This window comes from Kitasatospora sp. NPDC056273 (assembly GCF_042268845.1).
GTDB lineage: Bacteria > Actinomycetota > Actinomycetes > Streptomycetales > Streptomycetaceae > Kitasatospora.
This window is the reverse complement of sequence record NZ_JBHJSJ010000003.1, coordinates 190,158-212,320: the sequence shown is the minus strand read 5'-3', so window position 1 is coordinate 212,320 and position 22,163 is coordinate 190,158. Positions and strand designations below refer to the sequence as shown.

Annotated in this window: 22 protein-coding genes; 3 read left to right on the top strand and 19 right to left on the bottom strand. The window is 74.5% G+C overall.

Annotated features, from left to right (window positions below; translation table 11 throughout):
• Positions 1–195 precede the first annotated feature (195 nt).
• Positions 196–816 (bottom strand): TetR family transcriptional regulator, encoded by a 621-nt coding sequence (locus tag ACFCY1_RS04190; RefSeq protein WP_375873437.1) that lies wholly within the window; start codon positions 814–816, stop codon positions 196–198.
• Positions 817–953: 137 nt separating this feature from the next.
• Between ACFCY1_RS04190 and ACFCY1_RS04185 the strand changes: the two genes are divergently transcribed.
• On the top strand, positions 954–1,718 hold the full coding sequence (locus ACFCY1_RS04185) for an SDR family NAD(P)-dependent oxidoreductase (protein WP_049658184.1): 765 nt from the start codon (positions 954–956) through the stop codon (positions 1,716–1,718).
• Positions 1,719–1,856: 138 nt separating this feature from the next.
• Here ACFCY1_RS04185 and ACFCY1_RS04180 read toward each other — a convergent pair whose 3' ends face one another.
• From ACFCY1_RS04180 to ACFCY1_RS04155, 6 genes are all read right to left on the bottom strand, one after another.
• Positions 1,857–2,348 (bottom strand): GNAT family N-acetyltransferase, encoded by a 492-nt coding sequence (locus ACFCY1_RS04180; protein WP_375873436.1) that lies wholly within the window; start codon positions 2,346–2,348, stop codon positions 1,857–1,859.
• Positions 2,349–2,489: 141 nt separating this feature from the next.
• Positions 2,490–3,434 (bottom strand): phosphotriesterase, encoded by a 945-nt coding sequence (locus tag ACFCY1_RS04175; protein ID WP_375873435.1) that lies wholly within the window; start codon positions 3,432–3,434, stop codon positions 2,490–2,492.
• On the bottom strand, positions 3,431–3,928 hold the full coding sequence (locus tag ACFCY1_RS04170) for a carboxymuconolactone decarboxylase family protein (RefSeq protein ID WP_375873434.1): 498 nt from the start codon (positions 3,926–3,928) through the stop codon (positions 3,431–3,433). The genes ACFCY1_RS04175 and ACFCY1_RS04170 overlap by 4 nt, the downstream gene beginning before the upstream one ends.
• A 17-nt stretch (positions 3,929–3,945) precedes the next feature.
• The gene (locus ACFCY1_RS04165; RefSeq protein WP_375873433.1) at positions 3,946–4,539 is read right to left on the bottom strand and encodes a DUF4865 family protein; all 594 of its coding nucleotides are present in this window, start codon (positions 4,537–4,539) and stop codon (positions 3,946–3,948) included.
• A 122-nt stretch (positions 4,540–4,661) separates the two neighbouring features.
• Positions 4,662–5,228 (bottom strand): TetR/AcrR family transcriptional regulator, encoded by a 567-nt coding sequence (locus tag ACFCY1_RS04160; RefSeq protein WP_375873432.1) that lies wholly within the window; start codon positions 5,226–5,228, stop codon positions 4,662–4,664.
• Between the two features lie 269 nt (positions 5,229–5,497).
• The gene (locus tag ACFCY1_RS04155) at positions 5,498–6,517 is read right to left on the bottom strand and encodes an LLM class flavin-dependent oxidoreductase (RefSeq protein WP_375873431.1); all 1,020 of its coding nucleotides are present in this window, start codon (positions 6,515–6,517) and stop codon (positions 5,498–5,500) included.
• Positions 6,518–6,933: 416 nt separating this feature from the next.
• Between ACFCY1_RS04155 and ACFCY1_RS04150 the strand changes: the two genes are divergently transcribed.
• Positions 6,934–7,926: an aldo/keto reductase gene (locus ACFCY1_RS04150; RefSeq protein WP_375873430.1), complete on the top strand. Its 993-nt coding sequence runs from the start codon at positions 6,934–6,936 to the stop codon at positions 7,924–7,926.
• A 111-nt stretch (positions 7,927–8,037) separates the two neighbouring features.
• Here the strand turns inward: ACFCY1_RS04150 and ACFCY1_RS04145 are convergent, their stop codons facing one another.
• The 6 genes from ACFCY1_RS04145 to ACFCY1_RS04120 all read right to left on the bottom strand — a co-directional run bounded on the left by ACFCY1_RS04145 (position 8,038) and on the right by ACFCY1_RS04120 (position 13,970).
• Entirely contained in the window at positions 8,038–9,129 is a 1,092-nt protein-coding gene (locus tag ACFCY1_RS04145; protein ID WP_375873429.1) for an LLM class flavin-dependent oxidoreductase, read from the bottom strand.
• Between the two features lie 3 nt (positions 9,130–9,132).
• The gene (locus tag ACFCY1_RS04140) at positions 9,133–10,038 is read right to left on the bottom strand and encodes an ABC transporter substrate-binding protein (RefSeq protein ID WP_074004288.1); all 906 of its coding nucleotides are present in this window, start codon (positions 10,036–10,038) and stop codon (positions 9,133–9,135) included.
• 86 nt (positions 10,039–10,124) lie between these two features.
• On the bottom strand, positions 10,125–10,901 hold the full coding sequence (locus ACFCY1_RS04135; protein ID WP_375873428.1) for an ABC transporter ATP-binding protein: 777 nt from the start codon (positions 10,899–10,901) through the stop codon (positions 10,125–10,127).
• Complete coding sequence (locus tag ACFCY1_RS04130) at positions 10,898–11,764, bottom strand: ABC transporter permease (protein ID WP_375873427.1); 867 nt, start codon at positions 11,762–11,764, stop codon at positions 10,898–10,900. The genes ACFCY1_RS04135 and ACFCY1_RS04130 overlap by 4 nt, the downstream gene beginning before the upstream one ends.
• Complete coding sequence (locus tag ACFCY1_RS04125; RefSeq protein ID WP_375873426.1) at positions 11,761–12,801, bottom strand: NrtA/SsuA/CpmA family ABC transporter substrate-binding protein; 1,041 nt, start codon at positions 12,799–12,801, stop codon at positions 11,761–11,763. Before ACFCY1_RS04125 ends, ACFCY1_RS04130 begins: the two co-directional genes overlap by 4 nt.
• 59 nt (positions 12,802–12,860) lie before the next feature.
• Complete coding sequence (locus ACFCY1_RS04120) at positions 12,861–13,970, bottom strand: ABC transporter substrate-binding protein (protein ID WP_375873425.1); 1,110 nt, start codon at positions 13,968–13,970, stop codon at positions 12,861–12,863.
• A 431-nt stretch (positions 13,971–14,401) separates the two neighbouring features.
• On the opposite strand from ACFCY1_RS04120, the gene ACFCY1_RS04115 reads away from it, so the two are divergent.
• Positions 14,402–15,184 carry an IclR family transcriptional regulator gene (locus ACFCY1_RS04115; protein WP_375873424.1) on the top strand — a complete coding sequence of 261 codons (783 nt, stop codon included), beginning with the start codon at positions 14,402–14,404 and terminating at the stop codon, positions 15,182–15,184.
• Between the two features lie 192 nt (positions 15,185–15,376).
• Here the strand turns inward: ACFCY1_RS04115 and ACFCY1_RS04110 are convergent, their stop codons facing one another.
• The 6 genes from ACFCY1_RS04110 to ACFCY1_RS04085 all read right to left on the bottom strand — a co-directional run bounded on the left by ACFCY1_RS04110 (position 15,377) and on the right by ACFCY1_RS04085 (position 22,119).
• Entirely contained in the window at positions 15,377–16,135 is a 759-nt protein-coding gene (locus ACFCY1_RS04110; protein WP_375873499.1) for a winged helix-turn-helix domain-containing protein, read from the bottom strand.
• A 681-nt stretch (positions 16,136–16,816) separates the two neighbouring features.
• Complete coding sequence (locus tag ACFCY1_RS04105) at positions 16,817–16,975, bottom strand: hypothetical protein (protein ID WP_375873423.1); 159 nt, start codon at positions 16,973–16,975, stop codon at positions 16,817–16,819.
• 414 nt (positions 16,976–17,389) lie between these two features.
• Positions 17,390–18,064 carry an ATP/GTP-binding protein gene (locus ACFCY1_RS04100; RefSeq protein ID WP_079272453.1) on the bottom strand — a complete coding sequence of 225 codons (675 nt, stop codon included), beginning with the start codon at positions 18,062–18,064 and terminating at the stop codon, positions 17,390–17,392.
• Positions 18,045–18,647: a DUF742 domain-containing protein gene (locus tag ACFCY1_RS04095; protein WP_375873422.1), complete on the bottom strand. Its 603-nt coding sequence runs from the start codon at positions 18,645–18,647 to the stop codon at positions 18,045–18,047. Before ACFCY1_RS04095 ends, ACFCY1_RS04100 begins: the two co-directional genes overlap by 20 nt.
• 8 nt (positions 18,648–18,655) lie before the next feature.
• The gene (locus ACFCY1_RS04090) at positions 18,656–19,075 is read right to left on the bottom strand and encodes a roadblock/LC7 domain-containing protein (RefSeq protein WP_049652175.1); all 420 of its coding nucleotides are present in this window, start codon (positions 19,073–19,075) and stop codon (positions 18,656–18,658) included.
• On the bottom strand, positions 19,072–22,119 hold the full coding sequence (locus tag ACFCY1_RS04085) for a nitrate- and nitrite sensing domain-containing protein (RefSeq protein ID WP_375873421.1): 3,048 nt from the start codon (positions 22,117–22,119) through the stop codon (positions 19,072–19,074). The genes ACFCY1_RS04090 and ACFCY1_RS04085 overlap by 4 nt, the downstream gene beginning before the upstream one ends.
• Positions 22,120–22,163 lie beyond the last annotated feature (44 nt).

Genomic DNA, 22,163 nt, shown 5'->3' with positions numbered 1-22,163 from the left:
GGTTCCCCCGCCGGGGCGCGAGGACCAACCCTAACGCCAGCTGGGAGGAAGCTGACCGCGGCTGGGAGGTGACGGGGAGCCGGGCTGACAGATGACAACGTTCAGATAACAGATTTCGAAAGTTGTCATCTGAAATCTGTCAGCGGTCGGCTGTCCTCCGCCAGCCGGAGCGGGCGGGGTGGGCTGCGCCCGGTCTCAGCCCACCCGCTCCCAGAGCCGCAGCCCCGCCGTGAGCTCGCGCATGCAGCGCGCGCCGAGGTCCTGCGGGGAGCCCGGACCGGCGAGGAGCGCCTCGGAGGAGGCCCACTGCTCCAGGGCCACCCGGATCGCCGCGGTCGCGGCGGCGGCGGCCAGCCGGATCTCCAGCGGGTCGGTGCCGTCCGGGCAGCGCTCGGTGAGGGCGACCCGCAGCCGCGCCTCCGAGTCGGCGTGGACCCGCTGCCAGGTGGCGTTCAGCTTCGGGTCGCGCAGCAGGCCGCGGGCCCACCGCATCATCTCCGCCCGCGCCTCGTCGGCCGGGGTCAGCGACGCGACCGCCGCACGCTCCAGCGCCTCGCGCAGCGGCAGGTCGGCCGGGCTCGCCGCGAACAGCTCCACCCACTCCTGCCCGCCCGACGCGAGCAGCGGGGCGACGGCGTCCTCCTTGACGGAGAAGTACCGGTAGAAGGTGCGCAGCGAGATGCCCGCGGCGAAGGCGATCTCCTCGGCGGTGGTCGCCTCGGCTCCCCGCTCGGCGAAGAGCGCGGCGGCGGTACGGGCGATCTCCAGTCGGGTGGCCTCACGGCGGCGCTGGGTCAGGGTCGGGCGTCCGGTCACAGGGCCAGCCTACGCGGACGCATGCCAAGGTGGCACGTCACGACGATCTGGCACATCCAGCCTTTTTGGCACAACGTGCCACTCAGGCGTACCGTGGTTCCCGAGGTCGAGAGACCACGAACGAACGGAGTACCACCATGGAGCGCTTCAGCGGACGGAACGTCCTGATCACCGGCGGCGGCTCGGGCATCGGCCAGGCCACCGTGCACCGGATCCTCGCCGAGGGCGGGAAGGTCGTCGCCGTCGACGTCAACGAGGACGGCCTGAAGAAGACCCTGGACCGCGCCACCGCCGAGGGCACCGCGGACCGCCTGACCATTCAGGTCCTGGACATCTCGGACGAGGCGGCCGTCGTCGCGGGCGTCGCCGAGGCGACCACCGGCCTGGGCGGCCTGGACGTGCTGGTCAACGCGGCCGGCATCCTCCGCTCCTCGCACACCCACGAGACCAGCCTGGAGTTCTGGAACAAGCTCCTCGCGGTGAACCTGACCGGCACCTTCCTGATGACCCGCGAGGCGCTCCCCGCGCTGCTCGCGGGCGGCCGGGGCGTGGTGGTCAACTTCAGCTCCACCTCCGCGAGCTTCGCCCACCCGTACATGGCCGCGTACGCCGCGACCAAGGGCGGCATCCAGTCCTTCACCCATGCCATCGCCTCGGAGTACTCGAAGCAGGGCCTGCGCGCGGTCTGCGTCGCGCCGGGCAGCATCGACAGCGGCATGACCCACAACCCGGGCCTGCCCGCCGACGCCGACTTCAGCCTGCTGGCCAAGCTCTCCCCCGCCCTCGGCCAGGGCTTCGCCGGCCCGGAGACGGTGGCCGGCGTGATCGCCATGCTCGCCTCCGACGACGGCGCCTTCGTCACCGGTACCGAGCTGCGCATCGACGGCGGCACCCACATGTGACCGGCTGATCGCCCCCTCGGTCCGGTCGAAGGCGGGGCCTGTGCCGTCCCCCGTACGGCGCAGGCCCCGCCTTCGCGTCGCTGTCGCTGTCGCTGTCGCTATCGCTGCCGGAGCCGGGTGCGGCGGCGGTCGGTCAGGTCACCGCAGGGACTTCCCGAGCAGGAGTTCCCGGGTGACCCCGTCGGCGAGCAGGTCGCCCGGCTCCGCGAGCGGGGCGAAGCCGTGGCGGCGGTAGAGGGCGAGCGCCGCTTCGTTGCCGGGGAGCACGGCGAGGCGCAGCGTGGTCCCGCCGGTGGCGCGGGCCCAGCGCTCGACCTCCTCGACGAGCCGGTCGGCGACGCCCCGGCCGCGCGCCCGCGGGGCGACCCAGAGCGAGCGCAACTCCCGTACCCCGTCCGGCGATCCGGGCAGGCCGCCGACGAGCCCGACCGGGTCCTCGTCCAGCAGGGCCGCGACGTGGTGGGCTCCCGGGATGCCGAGCCGGTCGCGCCAGCGCTCCTCGCCGCCCCGGTGCCAGTCGGCGAGGCCGGCCTTGAAGGCCTCCGGTGCGTCGGTCAGGGCGGCGAGGCGGAGGTCCCGCCAGAGCGGCCAGTCGGCGGTCGTGAGGGTTCGGAGCGTCAGCGTCACCATGTCCGGCACCGTAGAGGGCCCGACCGGCGGCCGTCAGTCCGTTTCCCGTACCTGCGGGCCCGCGCGCCACCGGCCCCGGCGGTTCGGCGGGGTCCGACGGCCCGGCGGGCGCCCTACGGCGTGCGCCAGTCGGCGGGTGCCCTACGGCGTGCGCCAGTCGGCGGCGAAGGCGGCGGCCGGATTGGCGGTGAGGAGCAGCTCGGGCAGTTCGGGGCCGTGGCTGCGGGCGAGGCGCGGGGCGAGCTCGGTGAGCAGCCGGACCGGGCCGCCGGCCGCGCGGGCGGTCCGGGTCGTGGTGTCGGCGCCGAGCAGCAGCTGGGCGGCGTGGCCCGCCTCGACCAGGTCGGCGATGACCTCGAAGGCCTGGTGGTCGCCTGCGTGGCCGGCCCGGGAGGGGCTGTCCAGGGCGAGGTACACGCCCTCGGCGGCCAGGTGGCGGTGCAGCGCACGGTCGGGGAGCCGGGTGAGGTGGCCGAGGATGACCCGGTCGGGCCGGACGCCGTGCCGGTGGCACAGCCGGTGCACGACCCCGGGCGGGGCGCCGTCGGCTTCGAGGTGGACGGCGATCGGGGCGCCGGTGGCGTGGTGGGCCTCGGCGGCGGCGGCCATCGTCCACCGGGTGTGGCGACTGTCGGGCCCCGCGTCGGCCGCGACCTTGATCAGCCCGGCCCGGACCCCCTCGGGCGCGCCGGGCAGACCGGTGGTGAGCTCGGCGACGAAACGTTCCGCCAGGTCGGCGTACGGGCCGGGGCGGTCCTCCGCCCCGGCGCCGGTGGCGGAGAAGGAGCCCGGCGCGTAGTGGACCGCCTGGTGCGCGCCGGTGGCGGCGACGATCCGCACGCCGGTCGTACGGGAGAGCGCGGCGAGCGAGTCCGCGCCCCGGCCCAGGCCGCGCGGGGTCCACTGCACGAGGGTGCGGCCGCCGGCGGCGGCGTAGGCGCGCAGGACGTCCTCGGCGGCGGCCGGGTCGTCCAGTTCCTGGCCGGGGAGCAGCGGGCTGCGGATGAAGAGGTGGTCGTGGGCGTCGGTGACGCCGAGGGCGGCGGGGTCCAGGTCGCCGAGGACGGTGCGGACGGTGCGGCTCATGCCCCGGCCTCCTCGGTGACGGTCCCGGCGGCGCTCTCGGCGGCCTTGGTGGCCTCGGTGCTCTCGGTGCTCTCGGTGCTCTCGGCGCTCTCGGCGAAGGTCGCGGTGGCGACCCGCAGGCCGGCCAGCGCCTTGGGGAGGCCGACGTACGGGGCGAGGTGGACCATGACCTCGGTGATCTCCGCCTCCGTCAGGCCGATCCGCCGGCTGTAGCGGACGTGGTCGGCGAGCTGCGGCTCGACGCCGCCGAGGGCGGTGAGGGCGGCCAGGTTGGCGATCTGGCGGTCGCGCAGGGCGAGGCCGGGGCGCTGGTAGGTGCCGCCGAAGAGGCTGGTGACGATCCAGTCGGGGAAGCCGGGGGCGAGGGCGTCCAGGCCGCCGAGAGTGGCGGCGGCGCCCGGACCGGCCAGGTCGGCGAGCAGGGCGTGGCCGGCCGCGCGGTCGAGCGGGGCCGGGGTGAGGTCGGGGCCGGCGGGGGCGGTCGCGGGGGACATCGGGGCGGTGGGTCCTTTCACCAGTGGCGGCCGGCGGGCAGCCGGTCCAGTTCGGGGCGGGACAGGTGCAGCACCTGGTACCGGACGCCGGGCGCGCCCTCGGGGGCCGGGCCGTGCCAGAGCGCGAAGCTGAGCAGCTCCCAGCGGCTCGGGTCGACGGCCACGGCGGCGGTGTACAGGTCCGGGTGCGCGGGCAGGTCGGCGAGCGCCCGCTCGACGGCCTCGGCCGGGTCGGCGCCTTCCGGCAGCCGTACGGTCGCCCGGGTGGCGGTGCTGGGCTGCTCGGTCCCCTCCCCCGCCACTGACGACGTGCCGCGGGTCAGGCCCGCGCCGAGCCAGTGCCGGACGGCGGGGCGGCCGAAGTCGGCGCTCAGGCCGCGGAAGCCCGGGCCCCAGAGGAAGCCGTTCATGCCCTCGGCGGTGCGCCAGAGGTAGAACGGCGCGTACTGGTTGACGGGCGAGCCCTGCCGACCGCGCTCACGGACCAGGTAGGCCTTGAGGCCGAGGCCCGGGTGCGCGTCGAGCAGGTGGCCCTTGTCGGCGACGCGCTTGCGGATGACACCCATGTCGTAGTCGGCGGGGAGGGTGATCTCGTACTGCATGGCGTGCACGGCGGGGCTCCTCGGGTTCTGGCCGGTCTGACGGCGGGCGTCCTGGTTTTCGGCGGGCGCGTCGGCTCTGGTCGTACGGGTTCGGCCGCGAGGGTTCGGCGGCGCGCCCGGGGCCGTGCGGGTCAGGCCGTGCGGTGTGCCGCGAGCAGGCCGAGGGCGCCGCGGACGGCCCGGTCGAACGGCTCGGCGCTGTCGGCGGCGCGGGCCAGGACGTAGCCGCCCTGGACGACGGCGACCACGGCGGCGGCCGTGTCGGCCGGGTCGAGGCCTGGGGTGAACTCGCCGTCCGCCTGGCCCTGGGCGACCAGTTCGGCGATCCGGCCGCGCAGCCAGTCGAAGGTCTCCTCGACGGGCGCGCGCAGCTGCGGGTCGGCGACGACGTCGGGGTCCTGGGCCATCCGGCCGATCCGGCAGCCGCGCAGGACGTCGCGGTCCCGGTGCAGGTAGGCGGCGATCCGGTCGTAGGCGGTGCCGGGGGCGGCGAGGTCGGCCTCGGCGACGCCCCGCATCTGCTCGGCGCTGCGGCGCAGGGCGGCGGCCGCGAGGTCGGGCTTGCCGGTGAAGTGGTGGTACATGCTGCCCTGGCCGACCCCGGAGCGCTGCTGGATGGCCTTGGGGCTGGTGCCGACGTAGCCGCGCTCCCAGAGGAGGGCCTGGGTGCTCTCGATGAGACGGTCCTGGGTGCTCATGCGAGCCACTGTACATACCAGTAGGTACAGAAGACCAGTGCTGACTCCGCCCGGGCGCCCCGGGGCGCCCGGATCCTCCTCGCGGAACGGTTGAGGGCCGTGCGCCGCCCCCCGGCGGCCACGGCCCCTCGACCGTTCGTCATCCCCCGCACCGCCGAGCGGCATTCCGGCGCGCCTGGTGGCGCGCGTCACGTCACGGACGGTGGCCGGCGTCACGCCGCGTAGGGGGTGCACGGCGCACTGCGCGGGCGGGCGCCGGACGCGGGCGACTACGGCAGCGCGCGGCGGACCTCCGGGGCCACCTCGCTCGCGAACAGCTCCAGTTGCTCGCGCTGCGCCCCCTCGGTGAGCGCGTCCACCCCGATGCCGACCACCTCGTTGCCGAAGGCCTCGTGGTAGCGGTGGATCTTCTCGATCACCTGCTGCGGACTGCCGACCAGGGCCGAACCGCGCTCCAGCGCGTCCTCCAGCGACGTGAACGGCGAGTTGTTGTGCCGGCCGGCGGCCGAGTCGAACAGCGCGTTCCAGTACGGGCGGAAGCCCTCGACCGCGTCCTGCGAGCGCTTGGCGACGTACAGTCCGCCGAAGCTCGCGCCCACCCTGGCCCGCTCCGGGTCGTGCCCGTAGTACTCCCAGCGCTCGCGGTAGTGGTCGACCAGCGCCCGGTACTTCTCCAGCGGGTGGAAGGAGTTGGCGGAGAAGAGCGGGTCGCCGTGGCGGGCCGCGAGGTCAGTGGACCGCGTGCTGGTCGCGCTGCCGTGCCACACCGGGATCGGGTCCTGGAGCGGGCGCGGCCAGACGGTGGCGTCCCGGAGCGGCGGGCGGGTCGAGCCCTCCCAGGTCACCTTCTCCTCCCGCCAGAGCCTGCGCAGCAGAGCGTAGTTCTCGGCGAGCGCCTCCCACTGGCGCTCCTCGGGAAGGCCGAACAGCCCGAAGTGGCGCGGGTCGTTGCCCTTGCCGACGATCAACTCAAGTCGGCCGCCGGAGAGTTGGTCGAGCATCGCGTAGTCCTCGGCGACCCGGACCGGGTCGAGGATGCTGAGCACCGTCACCGTGGTGAACAGCCGGATGGTGGAGGTGCGGGCGGCGATCGCGCTGAGCAGCAGGGGCGGGGCCGGGGAGAGGAACGGCTCGCCGTGCCGCTCCCCCACCCCGTAGCCGTCGTAGCCGAGCCGCTCGGCGAGGACCGCCTGGTCGATGACGTTGTGGAGCTTCTGCTCCGGGGTGCGCCGGACGCCGGTGACCGGATCGGGGGCGTTGGCGACGAGGGACGAGACGGTGAACCGCACGGCGGTCTCCTTGAACGCTCGGGAGGGGCTCGGGAGGGGCTCGGGACGGAGTCGGAGGGGCTCGAGGAGGAGCCCTCGGGAAGGGGTTCGGCGCAGACCGGGCCGGGCTTGACGGGGCCGGTGGAGCACGGGGAGCCGGTACGTGGTCCGGCGCCGCACTCCCACGGGCGGGCACCGGCGGAGCGGCTGACGGGACGGGCGGCGCGCCGCTCGGGCGGCAGGGCACGCGGGTGGCGTCAGCGGACGGTGCTGCGGTGGCGGCGACAACAACAGCGGGCTGCGGCGGCGGTCACGGTCCGGACTGCCATCTCGCCTCCCCCTCGCCTCGCACGCGCACGATCCTCCGCGAGCATAGGCACCGGCCGGGGACGGGGCAAGGGCTTGATCCGCCACGGCCGACTGGCAAGATGTCCGGCATGAGCTACCTCGCCGCGGATGACCGCTATGACTCGATGACCTATCGGAAGGCCGGCCACAGCGGCGTCCAGCTGCCCGCCGTATCGCTCGGGCTCTGGCACAACTTCGGTGACGCCCAGCCGCTGGAGGTGCAGCGGGCGGTGCTCCGCCGGGCCTTCGACCGGGGTGTCACCCACTTCGACCTGGCGAACAACTACGGCCCGCCGTACGGCAGCGCCGAGCGCAACTTCGGCTACCTGTTCGCCCAGGACTTCCGGCCGTACCGGGACGAGCTGTTCATCGCCACCAAGGCCGGCTGGGACATGTGGCCCGGCCCGTACGGCAACGGCGGCAGCCGCAAGTACCTGCTGGCCAGCCTCGACCAGTCGCTGGACCGGATGGGCCTGGACTACGTCGACGTCTTCTACTCGCACCGGTACGACCCGGACACCCCGATCGAGGAGACGATGGGGGCGCTCGACAGCGCGGTGCGCTCGGGCAAGGCGCTGTACGCCGCGATCTCCAACTACCCGGCGGAGCAGCACCGGGAGGCGGTGGCGATCCTGCGCGAGCTGGGGACGCCGGTGCTGATGAACCAGTCGGCGTACTCGATCCTCAACCGGTACGTGGAGGACCACGGTGTGCTGGACGCGGTGGGCGACACCCGGACCAGCCTCATCGCCTACTCGCCGCTGGCCCAGGGGCTGCTGACCGACCGCTACCTGACCGGAGAGGTGCCGGCGGGCTCGCGGATGTCGGTCGGGAAGTTCCTCACCGAGGAGGCGCTGACCGGGTCGAAGCTGGACCGGCTGCGGGCGCTGGCCAAGGTCGCCGAGGGGCGCGGGCAGACGCTGGCGCAGCTGGCGCTGTGCTGGGTGCTGCGGGACCCGCGGGTGGTCTCGGTGATCATCGGCGCGAGCAGCGTGGCCCAGCTGGACCAGAACCTCGACGCGCTGGCGGGCGGCCCGCTGACGGCTGAGGAGCTGGCGGAGATCGACCGGCTGAGCCGCTGAGCCGAGGCGGCGGCGGTGGAGCGGGAGGCGCCTGGCTGACAGATGACAGCTGACAGATTTCAAAATCTGTCAGCTGTCATCTGTTGTCTGTTATCTGTTACTTGTCAGCTGTCAGCCGCCGTTCGCTGCCGGCCGCTTGATGCCCAGAGCGGGCAGAACCGTTTCTGCAACCCGGTGGGCCTCCTCCAGCAGCGGGTTGCCCGACAGGATGAAGGTGTCGACACCCAGCGCCTCAAACTCCTGCAGGCGCTCGATCACCTGGGCCGTCGAACCGACCACCGCGGTGCCGGGGCCGGGGCGGAACAGGCTCATCCCCGGCCAGAGGTTGGGGTAGGCCTCCAGCTCGCGGGCCCGGGCCGGCACCTTGCCCCCGTGCTGGCGGAACTGCCGCTGCCAGCCGACCCCGTCCTCCCCCTTCGCCCCGCCCAGCTGGCGCGCGTAGGTGGCCTCGCTGGTGACGTCCAGCAGCCGGTCGGCGGCCGCCCAGGCCTCGTCCTCGGTGTCGCGGACGATCAGGTGCAGCCGCAGTCCGATCCGCAGGGTCCGGCCGTGGGCGGCGGCGCGCTCGCGGACCAGGTCCAGCTTCTCCTTGAGCAGGTGCGGCGGCTCGCCCCAGGTCAGGTAGACGTCCACGTGCTCGGCCGCCATCTCGATGCCGGCCGCCGAACTGCCGCCGAACCAGAGCGGAATGCCGCCGGGCTGCGCCGGGGCCAGCTCGCGCAGGCTCGCGCCCGCGTCCTTCAGCTCGTAGAACTCGCCCTTGTGGTCGAAGACTTCGCCCGCCGTGAGGCGCTTGACGATCGACCAGTACTCGCCGCTGAGCCGGTAGCGGTCGTCGTGCTCGACGTCCAGGCCGTACTCGCGCAGTTGCGCGGTCGAGCCGTTCACCACGTTGAAGCGCAGTCGGCCGCCGTGCAGGTGGTCGAAGCTGAGCGCCATCTTGGCCAGCAGGGTGGGCGAGACCAGCCCCGGGTGGACGGCCAGCAGCGGCTTGAAGGCCTGGGTGGTGGCGGCGGCGAGCGCGCTGCCGAGCGTCCAGACGTCGTACAGGTCGGTCGCGAGCAGGGCGCCGGTGTAGCCCAACCGCTCGACGCTGCCCGCCAGTTGCTGGAGGTAGCGGAGGTCCACCGGGCGGCGCCCGGCCGGCTCCCAGGGATAGTGGCCCTCGCGCGGGATGATGTACCAGAGGACTTCGGAGGCCATGGGTCAGACCGCCTTCGCGAGCGCGGCGGCCACCGGGGCCTCCAGACCGGGGAGGTGGGCGTCGGCGACGGTCAGCGCCCGGTCGATGAAGCCCACGCCGTGGAAGATGTCCGCGGCCTCCTGCTGCTCGGCGACGAACCCGGCCGTGGCGGGCTCCAGTCGCCAGGGCAGTGCGACCAGCGCGGACTGCCAGTCGGCGGCCGTGCCGCCCAGGTCCTCGGCGGCGATCGCGGCGGCCTCGGCCGGGTTGGCGGCCACCCAGGCGTCCGCCCGGCGCAGCGCGGTCGCGATCGCGGCGACCACCTCGGGGCGCCCGGTCGCGAAGTCCCGACGGGTGAAGAACACCGAGCGGTCGGTGATGACGTCACCGGTGCGGACCAGTTCACGGAACTCCCCGGTGCGGCGGGCCGCGGCGAGTTCGGCGCCCTGGGCGATCCAGCCGGCGATCTCGCCGTCGCGCAGCCGCCGGGCCTGGTCCTCACCGGCCGCCGGGCGCGCCGGGGTGACGTCCTCGCCGTACGAGAGCCCCTGGGCGTGCAGGGCCTTGGCGAGCAGGTGGGTCTGCCAGGAACCGACGGAGAGGACGACGGTGCCGCCCTTGAGGTCCGCGACCGTCCGCACCGGACCGGAGTCCAGCACCAGCAGGGCGCCGTGGTCCGGGCGGGGCGCCGAGACCGCCGCGTAGACCAGGTCGTGGCCGGCCGCCTGGGCGGTGATCGGCGGAGTGGAGCCGGTGCCGCCGAAGTCGATGACGCCCTCGGCGAGCAGGGCGCCGGTGCGGGTGCCGTCCGCGTAGTGGTGGAAGGCGCCGGTCTCGCCGAGCGGGGCCAGCTCCTCGTCCAGGTACGGGAGTCGGGCGAGGTAGTAGAGCGAGGGGTTGCTGGCGTGGACGCCGAGGGTGACGGTCATCTAGTCAACTCCGGTGGTGCGGGCCTGACTTGTGGGAAGGCAGGCGGGATCGGGGGAAGGTCGGGGAAAGCGGGGGGTCGCGGACGTCAGTGGACGCCGAGGTCGGCGAGCAGACGGCGGCGCAGGTCGGCGAAGGCGGGGTCGGCCGGATCGCGCGGGCTCTCGACGGTGACGGCCTCGTCCCGGGCGAGCAGGCCGTCGCGCAGGACCACGACCCGGTCGGCGAGCCGTACGGCCTCGTCCACGTCGTGGGTGACCAGCAGGACCGCCGGGCGGTGGCGGCGCACCAGGTCGCCGACGAGGTCCTGCATGCGCAGTCGGGTGAGCGCGTCCAGGGCGGCGAACGGTTCGTCCAGCAACAGGAGTTGCGGCTCGCGGACGAGTGCCCGGGCGAGCGCGACGCGCTGCGCCTCACCGCCGGAGAGGGTGGCCGGCCAGGCCTCGGCGTGCCGCTCCAGGCCGACCTCGGCGAGTGCCTTCAGCCCGGTCTCCCGGGTCGCGGCGCCGCGCGGGAGGCCGACCGTGACGTTGGCCAGCACCCGCTTGGACGGCACCAGCCGGGGCTCCTGGAACACCACGGTACGGACCGGCGGGACGAGCACGGTGCCCTCGTCGGCCTGGTCGAGCGCCCCGAGGATGCGCAGCAGCGTGGTCTTGCCGGTTCCGCTGGCGCCGAGCAGGGCGACGAACTCGCCGCGGGCGATGGAGAGGTCGACCCCGTCGAGGACCGCCCGGGTGCCGAACACCCGGCGCAGGCCGCGCAGGTGGACGGCCGGGGCCGTCCGCTCGGTCGCCGAGGGAGGAGCGGGCGAACGGGGCGAGGAGGGGGCGAGGGCGGCGGCGGTGGTCGTGTCGGCGGTCATCGGGCCGCTCCCTGGACGGCCTGGCGCCACGGCATCAGCACGCGCTCCAGGACTCGGACGATGCCGTCGGCGGCGAGGCCGAGCAGCCCGTAGATCAGGATGCAGACGGCGAGGACGTCGGTGCGCGAGTAGTTCTGCGCCTGGGCCATCAAGTACCCGATGCCCTCGGTGGAGTTGATCTCCTCGGCGGCGATCAGGGCGATCACGCTGAGCGTCATCGACAGGCGCAGTCCGGACAGCAGCGAGGGCAGCGCACCGGGCAGCACGACGGTGCGCACGATCGCCCAGCGGCCGAGGCCGAAGCTGCGCGTCGCCTCGACCAGTTTGCGGTCGGTGCTGCGGACCCCGCCCGAGGCTGACACGTACATCGGGAAGCTGGTGGCGACCCCGATCAGGGCCACCTTCGCGGTCTCCGTGATACCGAACCACACCATGAACAGCGGGACGAGGGCCAGGAACGGGACGGTCCGCAGGATCTGGATCGCGGAGTCGAGCAACTCCTCGCCGAGCCGGGTGAATCCGGTGACCACGCCGAGCACCAGGCCGGTGGTCGCGCCGAAGAACAGGCCGAGCCCGGCCCGGGTGAGGGAGACGGACAGGGCGTCGGTCAGCTGACCGTTGCCCCACAACTCCCCCACGGCCTGGGCGACCTGGGCGGGCGAGGCGAGCACGTCCTGGGTCAGCGCGCCGGTGGCGGACGCGAGCGCCCAGCCACCGAGCAGGGCGAGCGGACCGACGGTGCGCAGGGTCACGGCCAGCGCGCGGGGGCGGGGCCGGTTCCGCCGGCTCTGCGGGGCGACCAGGCCGGCATCGAGGGCGGCCCGGGTGCCCTCGGGGGTGAACTTCTCGGTCGCGGTGGTCACTTGGCACCGTCCCCGAGCCTGTTGACGTCGATCAGGTAGGGCTTGACGTCCACCAGCTGCTTGGTGACCTTCTGGTCCGCGAAGAACTGGGCGACCGTCCCGAACCGGGCGGTGTCGGCGTCGGAGATGGCGTCGGCCGGGGTCCCCTGCCTGCTGACGTTCACCGCGACGTCCTTCTCGGCGGGGGTGACGGCGGTCGGGCCGGCGTCGGTGAACACGTTGAGGTAGCCGGCCGGGTCGGCCTTCTCCTTCTCGCCGTTCTCGCGCAGGTAGGTGTAGAACGCCTTGACCACCTCGGGGTGCTTGTCGGCGAAGCCGTTGCGCACCGCCCAGACGGCGTAGTTGTCGGAGCCGACCTCCTGGCCGTTGACCAGGAAGTGCGCGCCGGCGTTGGCGATGGCGGGCGTCGAGAAGGTGTTCCAGGTCGCCCAGGCGTCCACCTGGCCGGAGTTGAAGACCCCGGAGGTCTGGTCGGCGCGCAGGTAGACCCGCTCCACCTTGTCGGCCGAGATGCCGTTCTTCGCCAGCGCCTTGAGCAGCAGGTACTCGCTGGTCCCGCCCTGGGAGACGGCGACCTTCCGGCCGACCAGGTCCTGGACGGACTTGACGGGCGAGTCGTTCTTCACCAGGATCCCCTCGCCGACGCCGTCGGGCGCGGTCTGGGCGAACAGCTTGAAGCCGGGCTTCTGGGCGAGCGCGGCGACGGCCGAGGTGATCGAGCCCTGGGCGACGTCCAGCTGGTCGGCGGAGAGGGCCTGGGCGGCGGGGGCGAAGGGGCCGGCGCTGCCGGTCCAGGCGACCTTGGCGTGGACGGCCGCCAGGGCCCGGTCCAGCGAACCGTCCTTCTTGCCGCGGGCGAGGAAGCCGTTGTTGCCGGGGTCGGGCAGGCGGAGCACCACGTCGGCCTTGCCACCGGCCCCGCCTTCGGCGGAGGCCTTGGCTCCGTCGGCGGACGAGCCGCAGGCGGCCAGGGCGGTGGAGGCGAGCAACGCGGTGGCGGCGAGGGCGAGGCGGGGGGTCTTCACGGGGGTCTCCATGTGAGTGACAGATGACAGCCGACAGCTGACAACTTTTGAAATCTGTTAGCTGAACGCTGTTACCTGAAGTCTGTGATCCGAACGCTGTCGGCGCCCGCACCCGAACCTGCGGCGCCGCTCGTGTCGGTGCCGGCAGCGACACCCGCGCCCTCACCCGCACGCCGCACACGCAGCAGCTCGCGGGCCGCACGGAGCGGCTCCGGGTCGGCCCACGCCTGGACGTCCACCGGCGCGGTGAGGAAGCCCTGCTCCCCGAGGAACCGTTCCTGCAGCGCCAGCAGCTCCAGCCGCTCCGCCGACAGGTCCAGGTGCAGGGTGCGGTGACTGCCCGGCGCATAGGCCCCGGCGACGCCCTCGGCCCCGGCACCGGTCTCGGCCCGCAGGATCCGGACCACCTCCTCCGGGTGCTCCGCCGCCCAGTCGGCGGCCTCCAGCAGCACCGCGAGGAACCGGGCGACCAGCTCGGGCTGCTCGTCCAGCAGCCGCTGGTGGACCGTGATCGGCCGCGGGGTGCCGTTGTTCACCCGGGCCCGGCGGTCCGGCGCCGCGTCCAGCTCCACGGCCACCTCCGCACCGATCCGGCGGGCCGCCTCGACGGCGAGCGCCCCCTTCACGTACACCGCGTCCACCACCCCGTCCCGCAGGGCGGCCAGCTCCGCGGACCACTGCCCGCCACCCGGGACGCCGGGGACGTCCACCAGCTCGGCGTCCGCCAGGGTGAGGCCCGCGAGCCCGAGGGCGCCGCGGAGGCCGGCCAGCGCCATCGCCCGCCAGAAGTCGATGCCGATGTCATGATGCGGCACCGCCAGCCGCAGTCCGCGCAGCTGCGCCGGTTCGGTCACGCCGCTGCCGGCCCGCACCAGCACCACCTGGCGCTCCTCGATCCAGGTGAGGCCGATCAGCCTGGTCGCCTCGCCGCGCGAACGGGCCCACAGTGCGGGGACGTTGCCGCCCTCCCGGAACAGTCCGGTCAGCGCGTGGGTGTAGTGGTGGTCCGCCGCCACCTCCGGCGGAGCGTCCTGCAAGGAGCGGACGGCGATGCCGTCGGCGGCGAACTCCCGGGCGAGCCAACCCTGGTCGGCGGCGATCCCGGTCGCGGTGGGCACCGGGCAGCGGGTGAACCAGAGGGTGTCGGGAAGCAGGGAGGCGTTCTGGATGCGACTGGACAACGGAGTTGGTCCTCTACGGGGGCTCCGACGACAGCCGGAGGAGCTCGGGATCGATTACCGCACGGAGGCACAGGAAGCCTGGTGCGCAAGGAAGTTGTACGCCACGATGCAGGGAGGGAGGCGGGTGGCGCGAGAGGCGTCGGTCAGCGACAACACGCACGGGAGGGGAGACACCGGTGGGACGTCACGGTGCTTCTCCTTCCGCAGAGTCGGGGCAGGCGCCGCCTGGACCGAGTGGCCGTCCGGCGCGATGTCAGGAGCGTTCCACGGCGGACGAGCCCGAGGCAAGTCTTTGCCACATGATGGGATCGGTTGTTCATCAACGCCATTCCATTGCAACGTCGTCGACACATTCCCGCAGCACCGGCTGCCCTACGCTGAGACCGCCTCCGGCCGCCGGGCCGGAGTTCCGAACCGAAACGCGAGGTGCCATGCCCGGGGCCGCCACCGCCGTCCAGAGTCCGCCGGCCGGTGCGCAGGCCGTCCAGCGCGCGCTCGGACTGCTGCACTGCTTCCATGACAACGGCCCCGACCTGAGCGCCTCGGACCTGGCCCGCCGGATGGGCCTGTCGGTCTCCACCGCGCACCGGCTGGCCCGCACGCTGGTCAGCGCCGGGTTCCTGGAGCAGGACGAGCAGACCGCCCGCTACCGGCTCGGTCCGGCCGTCGCCGAACTCGGCCAGCTCACCTTCCACCAGCGCGGGTTGCACCTCGCCGGGCCCGAGCTGGAGCTGCTGTCCCGGCGCACCAAGGCCACCGCCGACCTGGCGATCCGCAGCGGCGCGCACGCGGTGATCCTGGTCGGCGGATCGGTCCGCCCGGACACCGGACTGGGCCTGCGCCGCCCGCTGCACTCCACGGCGCTCGGCAAGATCCTGCTGGCCTGGCCCCGCCCGGGCGAGACGACGCCCTCGACACTCGGCCCGCTGGCCTCCTTCACCGACCGCACGATCACCGAACCGGCGGTCCTGGAGGAGGAGTTGGCGAAGGTCCGGACGGCCGGGTACGCGCTCAACGACGGCGAGTCGACCGCCGGGGTGCGGACGGTGGCCGTGCCCGTCCTGGACGGCGCCGGGCAGGCGCGGTTCGCGCTGGCGGTCCGTTCGACGCCCGCGCACCTCACCGACGACCGGCTGGACTGGTTCCTCGGCCACGCCCGCGGCTGCGCCGACGCCCTCGCCGTCCTCCTGCTCCCGCCGGACCAGCGCGGCTGACGCTCCCGGCATGCCTTCCACTCCACAGGGACGCGACGAAGCAGCGGGCCGCCCGTCCGTGTCCAGGACGAGTGGTCCGCTGCTTCGACCGGCCGACGCTCAACCGACCGGCGGCAAGAGGCCGTTGGCGACCGGCTGCCAGATCGGACGCCGGACCGGCCGTCAGATCTGCCGTCAGGCCGGAACCAGCCGTCAGACCGCGGCCGGGGTGTACTTGTAGCCGACCCGGCGGACCGTCACGATGGTGTCCCGGTAGGCCGGTCCGAGCTTGCGGCGCAGCCGGGCGACGTGCACGTCGACCGTCCGTCCGTCCCCGACGTGGCCGTAGCCCCAGACCGCGGAGACCAGGTGGTCCCGGGTGTGCACCCGCTGCGGGTGCTCGGTGAGGTGCGCCAGCAGCTCGAACTCCAGGTAGGTGAGGTCGAGCAGCCGCCCGTCGACGTAGGCGTTGCGCCGCTCGGTGTCGACGGCGATGCCGCGCCCGGCCGGGCGGACCGGACGGACCCCCGCCACGGTCTGGCCGGCGGGCCCGCCGGTCGTCGGCTGCGCCCCGTGGGCCGGGTGGGCCCCGGGGAGCGTGTGGGTTCCGGGCTGGGCGGCGGCCCCGACGCCGGCCGGAGCCCCCGGCAGGCCGACGACCTGCGCCGCCGGGCCCTCGGTCGGCACCAGCACCAGGTACCCGACCATCGCGCCGCCGTTCACGCCGCCGAACTGGATTCCGTACTGGGCGAGCAGACCCTGCGGCAGCGCGCCCTGCGGCAGGGTGGCGACGACGGCCGCCCCCTCCGGCAGCGCGGCGAGCAGCGCCTGGGGCACCTGCGGGACGGTCACTCCCGGCTGCGCGGCGGCGGGTGCCGGGCCGGTCGCCGGACGGGTCGGTCCGACATGGGCCGGGCCGACGTGGGCCGTTCCGGCGTGGGTCGGTCCGGCATAGGGCGGACGGGCCGCCACCCCGGGCCATCGGTCGGACAGCGACGCCGGGGGGACGGACGGTCCCGCGGCCCCGGCCGCGCCGGGACCGACCGGCGCGGTGGCGGGGACGGAGGAGACCGGCGGGACGGAGCGGACCGCGCGCAGGTGCGGGGTCGCGGTGGGCAGGGACAGGGTGGCCGTGGAGGAAGAAGACATGGTGTGCCGCTCATTTCGCGCGTGACGGACGGGGTGGAGTCGTCTGCGCGTCGACCGGGCGTACTGCCTGGGCTGGACCGGAACGAACCGGATCAGCGGGCGGAGGGCCGGGACGCACTGGGCGAGCCGGGACACGTCTGATCGAACAGGTGCGGCTGCCGGGACGGCCAGAACGGCTCGAGGTCGAGGCGACCCCGCCGGCTGTCCACGGCGCGGCTCCCGCACCGGTTCCACCGTCCGGTCCGTCCACCCGCGCGCATCGCGGGGGCCGACCCGGCCGTTCGGGTACGGCCGACGATGCCGGGGGTGGTGCTGGGGCAGACGATGTTCACTGGTGGTCTCTCCGCTGGGCGGGTCCGGTTGGTCGGCCGCGGGCACGCCGGACGGGCGGTCCGCTACGGCCTGGTCGACGGGTTTCGGCGGTGCGTCGGACGGTGGACCGAGAGGGCCGGGTGGGCCGTCAGCGCCGGGGACGTACCGGGAAGGTCGGGAAGGTCAGGCCGGTCAGCGACAACACGCGCTGCAGATCAGCGCGTGGTCGATGTAGCGGCGGACGGTGAGCGCCGGATCGGCGGCACCGGTCACGGCGACGCCGGGCATGGGGGCACCGGGCAGCGGGGAGCCGGGCACGGCGGTGGTGATGCGTCGTCGGCCGACGGTCATCCTGCTGCCCTCCCCCTCGTTCTCCACACGGCGGCGCACCGTTGACGGTGCCCGCCGACGATGCCTCGCCGGTTCGTCGAAGGCCGTCCGCCGGTTGCAACGCCCGTACGAACGGGGCGTTTCCGGCGCCCCCGACGGCATGGCCGGGCGGCCTTCGTCCACAGAGCCTTCCACGGCCGGGCCGGTCTAGGCAACCTTCGGCGCACTGATCGTCCACGATGCGGACGGTGGAATGAGACGGCGGGCGGAAGGGGCAGGTCGGCGCGCTGACCTGCCGACTCTTCGCACACCCGTCGTACGGCGGTCGCCCAGCCGTCCTTCACCCGTTGTCGAGCCGGAGCGCGGGCCGACCCCGGCCGGAGCTGGACCTGCTCCGACCGGACCGAGCCGGGTCCGGCCGGGGCCGAGCCGCCCTCAGGCGCCGACCGGGGCGCGGCGGTGCCGGCCGGCGGCGGCGTGCTCGACCAGCGCGACGAGCAGGTCCTTGCCGTCCTGCCGCAGCCGCGCGTCGCAGAGCACCACCGGGATGTCCGGGTCGAGGTCGAGTGCCTCGCGGACCTCGTCCGGAGAGAACCGCTCGGTGCCCTCGAAGCAGTTCACCGCGACCAGGAACGGGATGCCGCGCTGCTCGAAGAAGTCCACCGACGGGAAGCAGTCGGCCAGCCGCCGGGTGTCCGCGAGCACCAGAGCGCCGAGCGCGCCGCGGGCCAACTCGTCCCAGACGAACCAGAACCGGTCCTGCCCGGGCGTGCCGAACAGGTAGAGCGCGAGGCCCGGCCGCAGATCGATCCGGCCGAAGTCCATCGCGACGGTGGTGGTGCGCTTCGCCTCCACCCCCGAGGTGTCGTCGACCGGGCGGCCCAGCTCGCTGAGCTCCTCCTCGGTCCGCAACGGCCGGATCTCGCTGACCGATCCGACCAGCGTGGTCTTGCCCGCGCCGAAGCCGCCCGCGACCAGGATCTTCACCGCGACGGCCGGACCGCCGCGCCAGCGCGGGTCGTTGGCGTTCGCCGGGTGGGACGCGGTGCCGTCCGGATCGGGCACGGTGCCCTCCGGGCGGGGGCGGGGGTCAGAGCGCACGGAGTCCATTGATCACGTCTCGCAGCAGGCGCTCGTCCGGCAGCTCGGCGAGCGGAACGGGTCGGGTGACGCTGATCAGCTCGGCGTCGTAGAGGTCGCCGAGCAGCACCCGCACCACGCTGACCGGCAGGTCGGTGTAGGAGCCGAGCTCGGCGACGGAGAGCGGCTCGCGGCGGCACAGGGTGAGCAGCGTCTGGTGCTCCGGGTCGAGGACGTGCGCGGGCACGGCCCCCGCGACCGGCCCGGGATCGACGGCGGTGACCAGCGAGATCAGGTCGAACAGCCCCTCCTCGACCGGCCGGGTGCGGCCGCGGGTCATCGAGTAGAGCCGCACCACCGGGCCGGCCTCGTCGTCGAACCAGCGGTCGTCGACCGGGGTGCGCGGCCGGAACAGGTCGACGTCGGGCCCGTCCGGGTCGACCTCGCCGTCCTGGCCGTCCTGGCGGCCGACGGCGTTCGAACCGCCGGTGCCCGACGGACCGCCGACGCCGGAGGAACCGCCGGTGCCGGACGGCCCGGCCGTACCCACCGGCACCTGGGGGCCGTCCGGCGTCTCCGGGCCGTCCGGCTCATCCGCCTTCGGATCCGCCATCGGACCGCTCATCTCACCGGCGGGGCGGTTTCGGTGCGCGGCTCGGCGGCCATGTGCTCGCCGACCCGCTTGACCAGCAGCGCCATCTCGTACGCGATCTGGCCGATGTCCGCCTCGGCCTCGCTCAGCACGGCCAGGCAGCTGCCGTCGCCGGCGGCCGTGATGAACAGGAAGGCCTCGTCCAGCTCCACCATGGTCTGCCGGACGCCGCCGACCTTGAAGTGCCCGCCGGCGCCCTTCGCCAGGCTGTGGAACCCGGCGGCGACGGCGGCCAGGTGCTCGGCGTCCTCGCGGTCGAGGTCGCGGGAGGCGCCGGTGGCCAGGCCGTCGTTGGAGAGGATCACCGCGTGCCGCAGGGCCGCGACGCGCCCCACCAGGTCGTCCAGGAGCCAGTTGAGGTCCCCTGACGACTGCATCGACGTGGTCATGAATCAGTTCCTTCCGCTGGAGCGGGTGGTGCGTGTGGAGCGGGTGGTGCAGGTAGTGCGGATGAAGCGGGTGGTGCGGGTACGGCGGTGTCCGGGGTCCGGCGGACCGGCTGCCCGGGCGGTACCCGCCGGACGAGCGGCGCCCGGCCGGTGTCCCGCGGCGCGGGCAGCGCCGCCGGGGCGGGCGCCGGGGCGATCGCCCGCCGGGACCGGTCGGGCGGCTGCCAGGCCGGTACGGCGGTGGGCCGTCCGGTCCCCCGCACGGCACGATCGTCGGGTGTGCCGGGACGATCCGTCAACGGAGCGCCGGTCCGGTCCGTCGGCGCACCGGGGCGGCCCGGGGAGCCGACCGTACGGTCCGCCGGGGCCGTGGCCCCTCGCCCCCGGGTGAAGCCGCGCTGGAAGGAGGCGAAGGTGGCCCTGGCCTCCTCGGGGGAGCGTTCCCGGACCTCCCGGGCCTCCCCGCCGTCCTGGGTGCCTCCGGCCGATCCGTCGCCGGCCGACGCGCCTCCGGCCCCGCCGTCGGCTCCGGTACCGGCTCCGTTGCGGAACCGTTCCTTCAGCTGTTCCGTGAGCTGCTCCCTGAGCTGCGGCGCCAGGTTCGCCTGCCGGACCCGCCGGGGCAGGCCGCCCGCCGTCCGGGGAGCGGCACCCGCGGGCGGAACCGCGACCGGGTCGGTCCGCCCGACGGAGCCGCCGACTCCACTGGCCCCGGCAGCTCCGATGACCCCGGTAGCTCCGCCGGCCTCGGCAGCCGCGACGGCCGCCTCGGCCGCGGCCACCACGACGTCCTCCCGCCGGTGCCGCCCCGGCCCCGGCGCGTCCTCGGTGTCCGCCGCGGGCGCGGGGACCAGCACCGGCCCGCCCTTGCCGCGCGAGACCCGGCGCGGCAGTCCGCCCGCCGTCCGGCCCGCGTCCGGCGCGGAGGGCCGCGGCCCTCCCGTCGCCCCGCGGTGCCTGCCGTCCGCGTCACCACCGGCACCGGCGGAACCGACCGCGGACGCCGACGAGGGAGCCGACGGGCGTGCCGACGGAGCCGCCGACGGGGAAGCACCACCCGACCCGGGCACCGCGACCAGGTCCCGCTGCCCGCGCCGGCCGCCCGCCGCGGGCCGTTGCCCGGCCGTGCCCGGCTCCGGCCGCCCGTCCGGCGCCTCCGCGAGCAGCTCGCGCGGGATCAGCACCACCGCCGTCGTCCCGCCGTACGGCGACGGCCGCAGGTGCACCCGGATGCCGTGCCGGCGGGCCAGCCGGCTGACCACGAACAGGCCCAGCCGGTCGGTGTCGGCGAGGTCGAACTCCTGCTCCACGGCGAGGCGTTCGTTGATCTCGGCGAGCAGCTGCTCGCTCAGCCCGAGGCCGCGGTCGTCGATCTCCAGCGCGAAGCCGTGCGCCACCACCTCGCCCTGGACGGTGACCTGGGTGCTCGGCGGGGAGAACACGGCGGCGTTCTCGACGAGTTCGGCGACCAGGTGGGTGACGTCCGCGACGGCGCTGCCGAGCAGGCCGGTGCCGGGGAACGGCCGGACGATCACCCGGGCGTAGTCCTCGACCTCGCCGACCGCCGCCCGGACCACGTCCACCATCCGGACCGGCTTGCGCCAGGCGCGCCCGGGCGAGCCGCCGGCCAGGATGATCAGGCCCTCGGCGTGCCGTCGCATGCGGGTGGTGAGGTGGTCGACCTTGAAGAGGTCCTCCAGCTCCGCCGGGTCCTCGGTGCGGCGCTCCATGGTGTCGAGCAGGGTGAGCTGGCGGTGCAGTAGCACCTGGCTGCGCCGGGCCAGGTTGACGAACACCGCCGAGACCCCGCGCCGCAGTTCGGCCTGCTCGACGGCGGCCTCGACGGCGGCGCGTTGCACCGCGTTGAAGGCCTGGCCGACCTGGCCGATCTCGGCGTCCCCGAAGTGCAGCTCGGGGGCCTCGGTGGCCACGTCCACCGGCTCGCCGCGGCGCAGCCGCAGCATGACGGACGGCAGCCGGGTGCCGGCCAGCTCGTGGGCCGCGTTGCGCAGGCCGATCAGCTGGCGGGCGAGGCCGCGGCCGATCCGGAACGAGATCATGATCGACAGCACCACGGCGACCAGGCCGATGGCGCCGGCGATGCCACCGCGCCACAGCAGTCCCATCGAGGCGGACCGCGCGCGCTCGTCCAGCCCGGCGGAGATCCGGCTGTTGATCGAGGCGAGGTCGCCGAGCGCCCGGTCGGCGGTCACCCGCCAGGAGTCGCTGTTGAGCGCCTGGACCACCCGCTCGGGGCCGCCGGCGCCGACGAAGTCCGCCTCGGCGCGGGCCAGCGCGCCCCAGGCCTCGCCACCGCGCAGCGCGACGTAGTCGGACTGGTCGGCGGGGTCGAGTTCGGCGACGTAGACGGTGAACAGCGCCTGCTGGTTGTGCAGGGCGTCCAGCGCGACCTGGTACTGCTCGGCGGTGGGCTTGGCGACGCCGGTGCGCAGGCCCTCCATCGCCGCGTCCTCCTGCGACAGGTACTCGCGGGCGCGCACCAGCTCGATCAGGATGGTGCCCTGACGCGGGAGTTGGCCGCTCTGCCGGGCGACGTAGGCGGACCGGAAGCCGAACACCGGCTTGACCAGGTCGCTGTACTGGCCCAGCGCGAACTCCCAGTTCAGCGCGGAGCGGCCGACCTGGGCGCGGAGCGGTCCGAGCTGGTCGGCGGCGGCGACGATCTGCACGAAGCGGCCGCGCTGCGGGGCGGAGAGCTTGCCCGCGGAGGTGTCCTTCTTCTGCCGCAGCACGTCCAGGCTGCGGTCGGTGGCGGCCTTGGCCCGCTCGTAGCCGTCCCTGGCGGCCGGCGAGCGCGGGTCGGCCAGGCGCTGGACGGCGGCGCGGCGCTCGTTCTGCAGGTCCCCGGTGTACTGGTCGACCGGGCCCGCGAACTCCTTGTACGTACGGCTGATCCCGAGCTGGTTCCAGACGTCCCCGGTGGTGGCGATCGTCGCGTAGGCCCACAGCGCGGCGAGCGCGACGATGGGCACCAGGAGCAGCGCGATGATCTTCGCGCGGATCGAGCTGCTGCGCAGACGCATGGAGTCCTCGGTCGGGAAGTGCCAGGCGCGGACGGGGAGCGATG

Coding starts and splice junctions, on each gene's coding strand:
- ACFCY1_RS04090 (WP_049652175.1), bottom strand. CDS start 19,075: ATGACCACGTCGATGCAGTCGTCAGGGGACCTCAACTGGCTCCTGGAC.
- ACFCY1_RS04160 (WP_375873432.1), bottom strand. CDS start 5,228: ATGAGCACCCAGGACCGTCTCATCGAGAGCACCCAGGCCCTCCTCTGG.
- ACFCY1_RS04115 (WP_375873424.1), top strand. CDS start 14,402: ATGCCCGGGGCCGCCACCGCCGTCCAGAGTCCGCCGGCCGGTGCGCAG.
- ACFCY1_RS04100 (WP_079272453.1), bottom strand. CDS start 18,064: ATGGACTCCGTGCGCTCTGACCCCCGCCCCCGCCCGGAGGGCACCGTG.
- ACFCY1_RS04175 (WP_375873435.1), bottom strand. CDS start 3,434: ATGAGCCGCACCGTCCGCACCGTCCTCGGCGACCTGGACCCCGCCGCC.
- ACFCY1_RS04185 (WP_049658184.1), top strand. CDS start 954: ATGGAGCGCTTCAGCGGACGGAACGTCCTGATCACCGGCGGCGGCTCG.
- ACFCY1_RS04170 (WP_375873434.1), bottom strand. CDS start 3,928: ATGTCCCCCGCGACCGCCCCCGCCGGCCCCGACCTCACCCCGGCCCCG.
- ACFCY1_RS04135 (WP_375873428.1), bottom strand. CDS start 10,901: ATGACCGCCGACACGACCACCGCCGCCGCCCTCGCCCCCTCCTCGCCC.
- ACFCY1_RS04145 (WP_375873429.1), bottom strand. CDS start 9,129: ATGGCCTCCGAAGTCCTCTGGTACATCATCCCGCGCGAGGGCCACTAT.
- ACFCY1_RS04085 (WP_375873421.1), bottom strand. CDS start 22,119: ATGCGTCTGCGCAGCAGCTCGATCCGCGCGAAGATCATCGCGCTGCTC.
- ACFCY1_RS04105 (WP_375873423.1), bottom strand. CDS start 16,975: ATGACCGTCGGCCGACGACGCATCACCACCGCCGTGCCCGGCTCCCCG.
- ACFCY1_RS04125 (WP_375873426.1), bottom strand. CDS start 12,801: ATGGAGACCCCCGTGAAGACCCCCCGCCTCGCCCTCGCCGCCACCGCG.
- ACFCY1_RS04150 (WP_375873430.1), top strand. CDS start 6,934: ATGAGCTACCTCGCCGCGGATGACCGCTATGACTCGATGACCTATCGG.
- ACFCY1_RS04140 (WP_074004288.1), bottom strand. CDS start 10,038: ATGACCGTCACCCTCGGCGTCCACGCCAGCAACCCCTCGCTCTACTAC.
- ACFCY1_RS04095 (WP_375873422.1), bottom strand. CDS start 18,647: ATGGCGGATCCGAAGGCGGATGAGCCGGACGGCCCGGAGACGCCGGAC.
- ACFCY1_RS04180 (WP_375873436.1), bottom strand. CDS start 2,348: ATGGTGACGCTGACGCTCCGAACCCTCACGACCGCCGACTGGCCGCTC.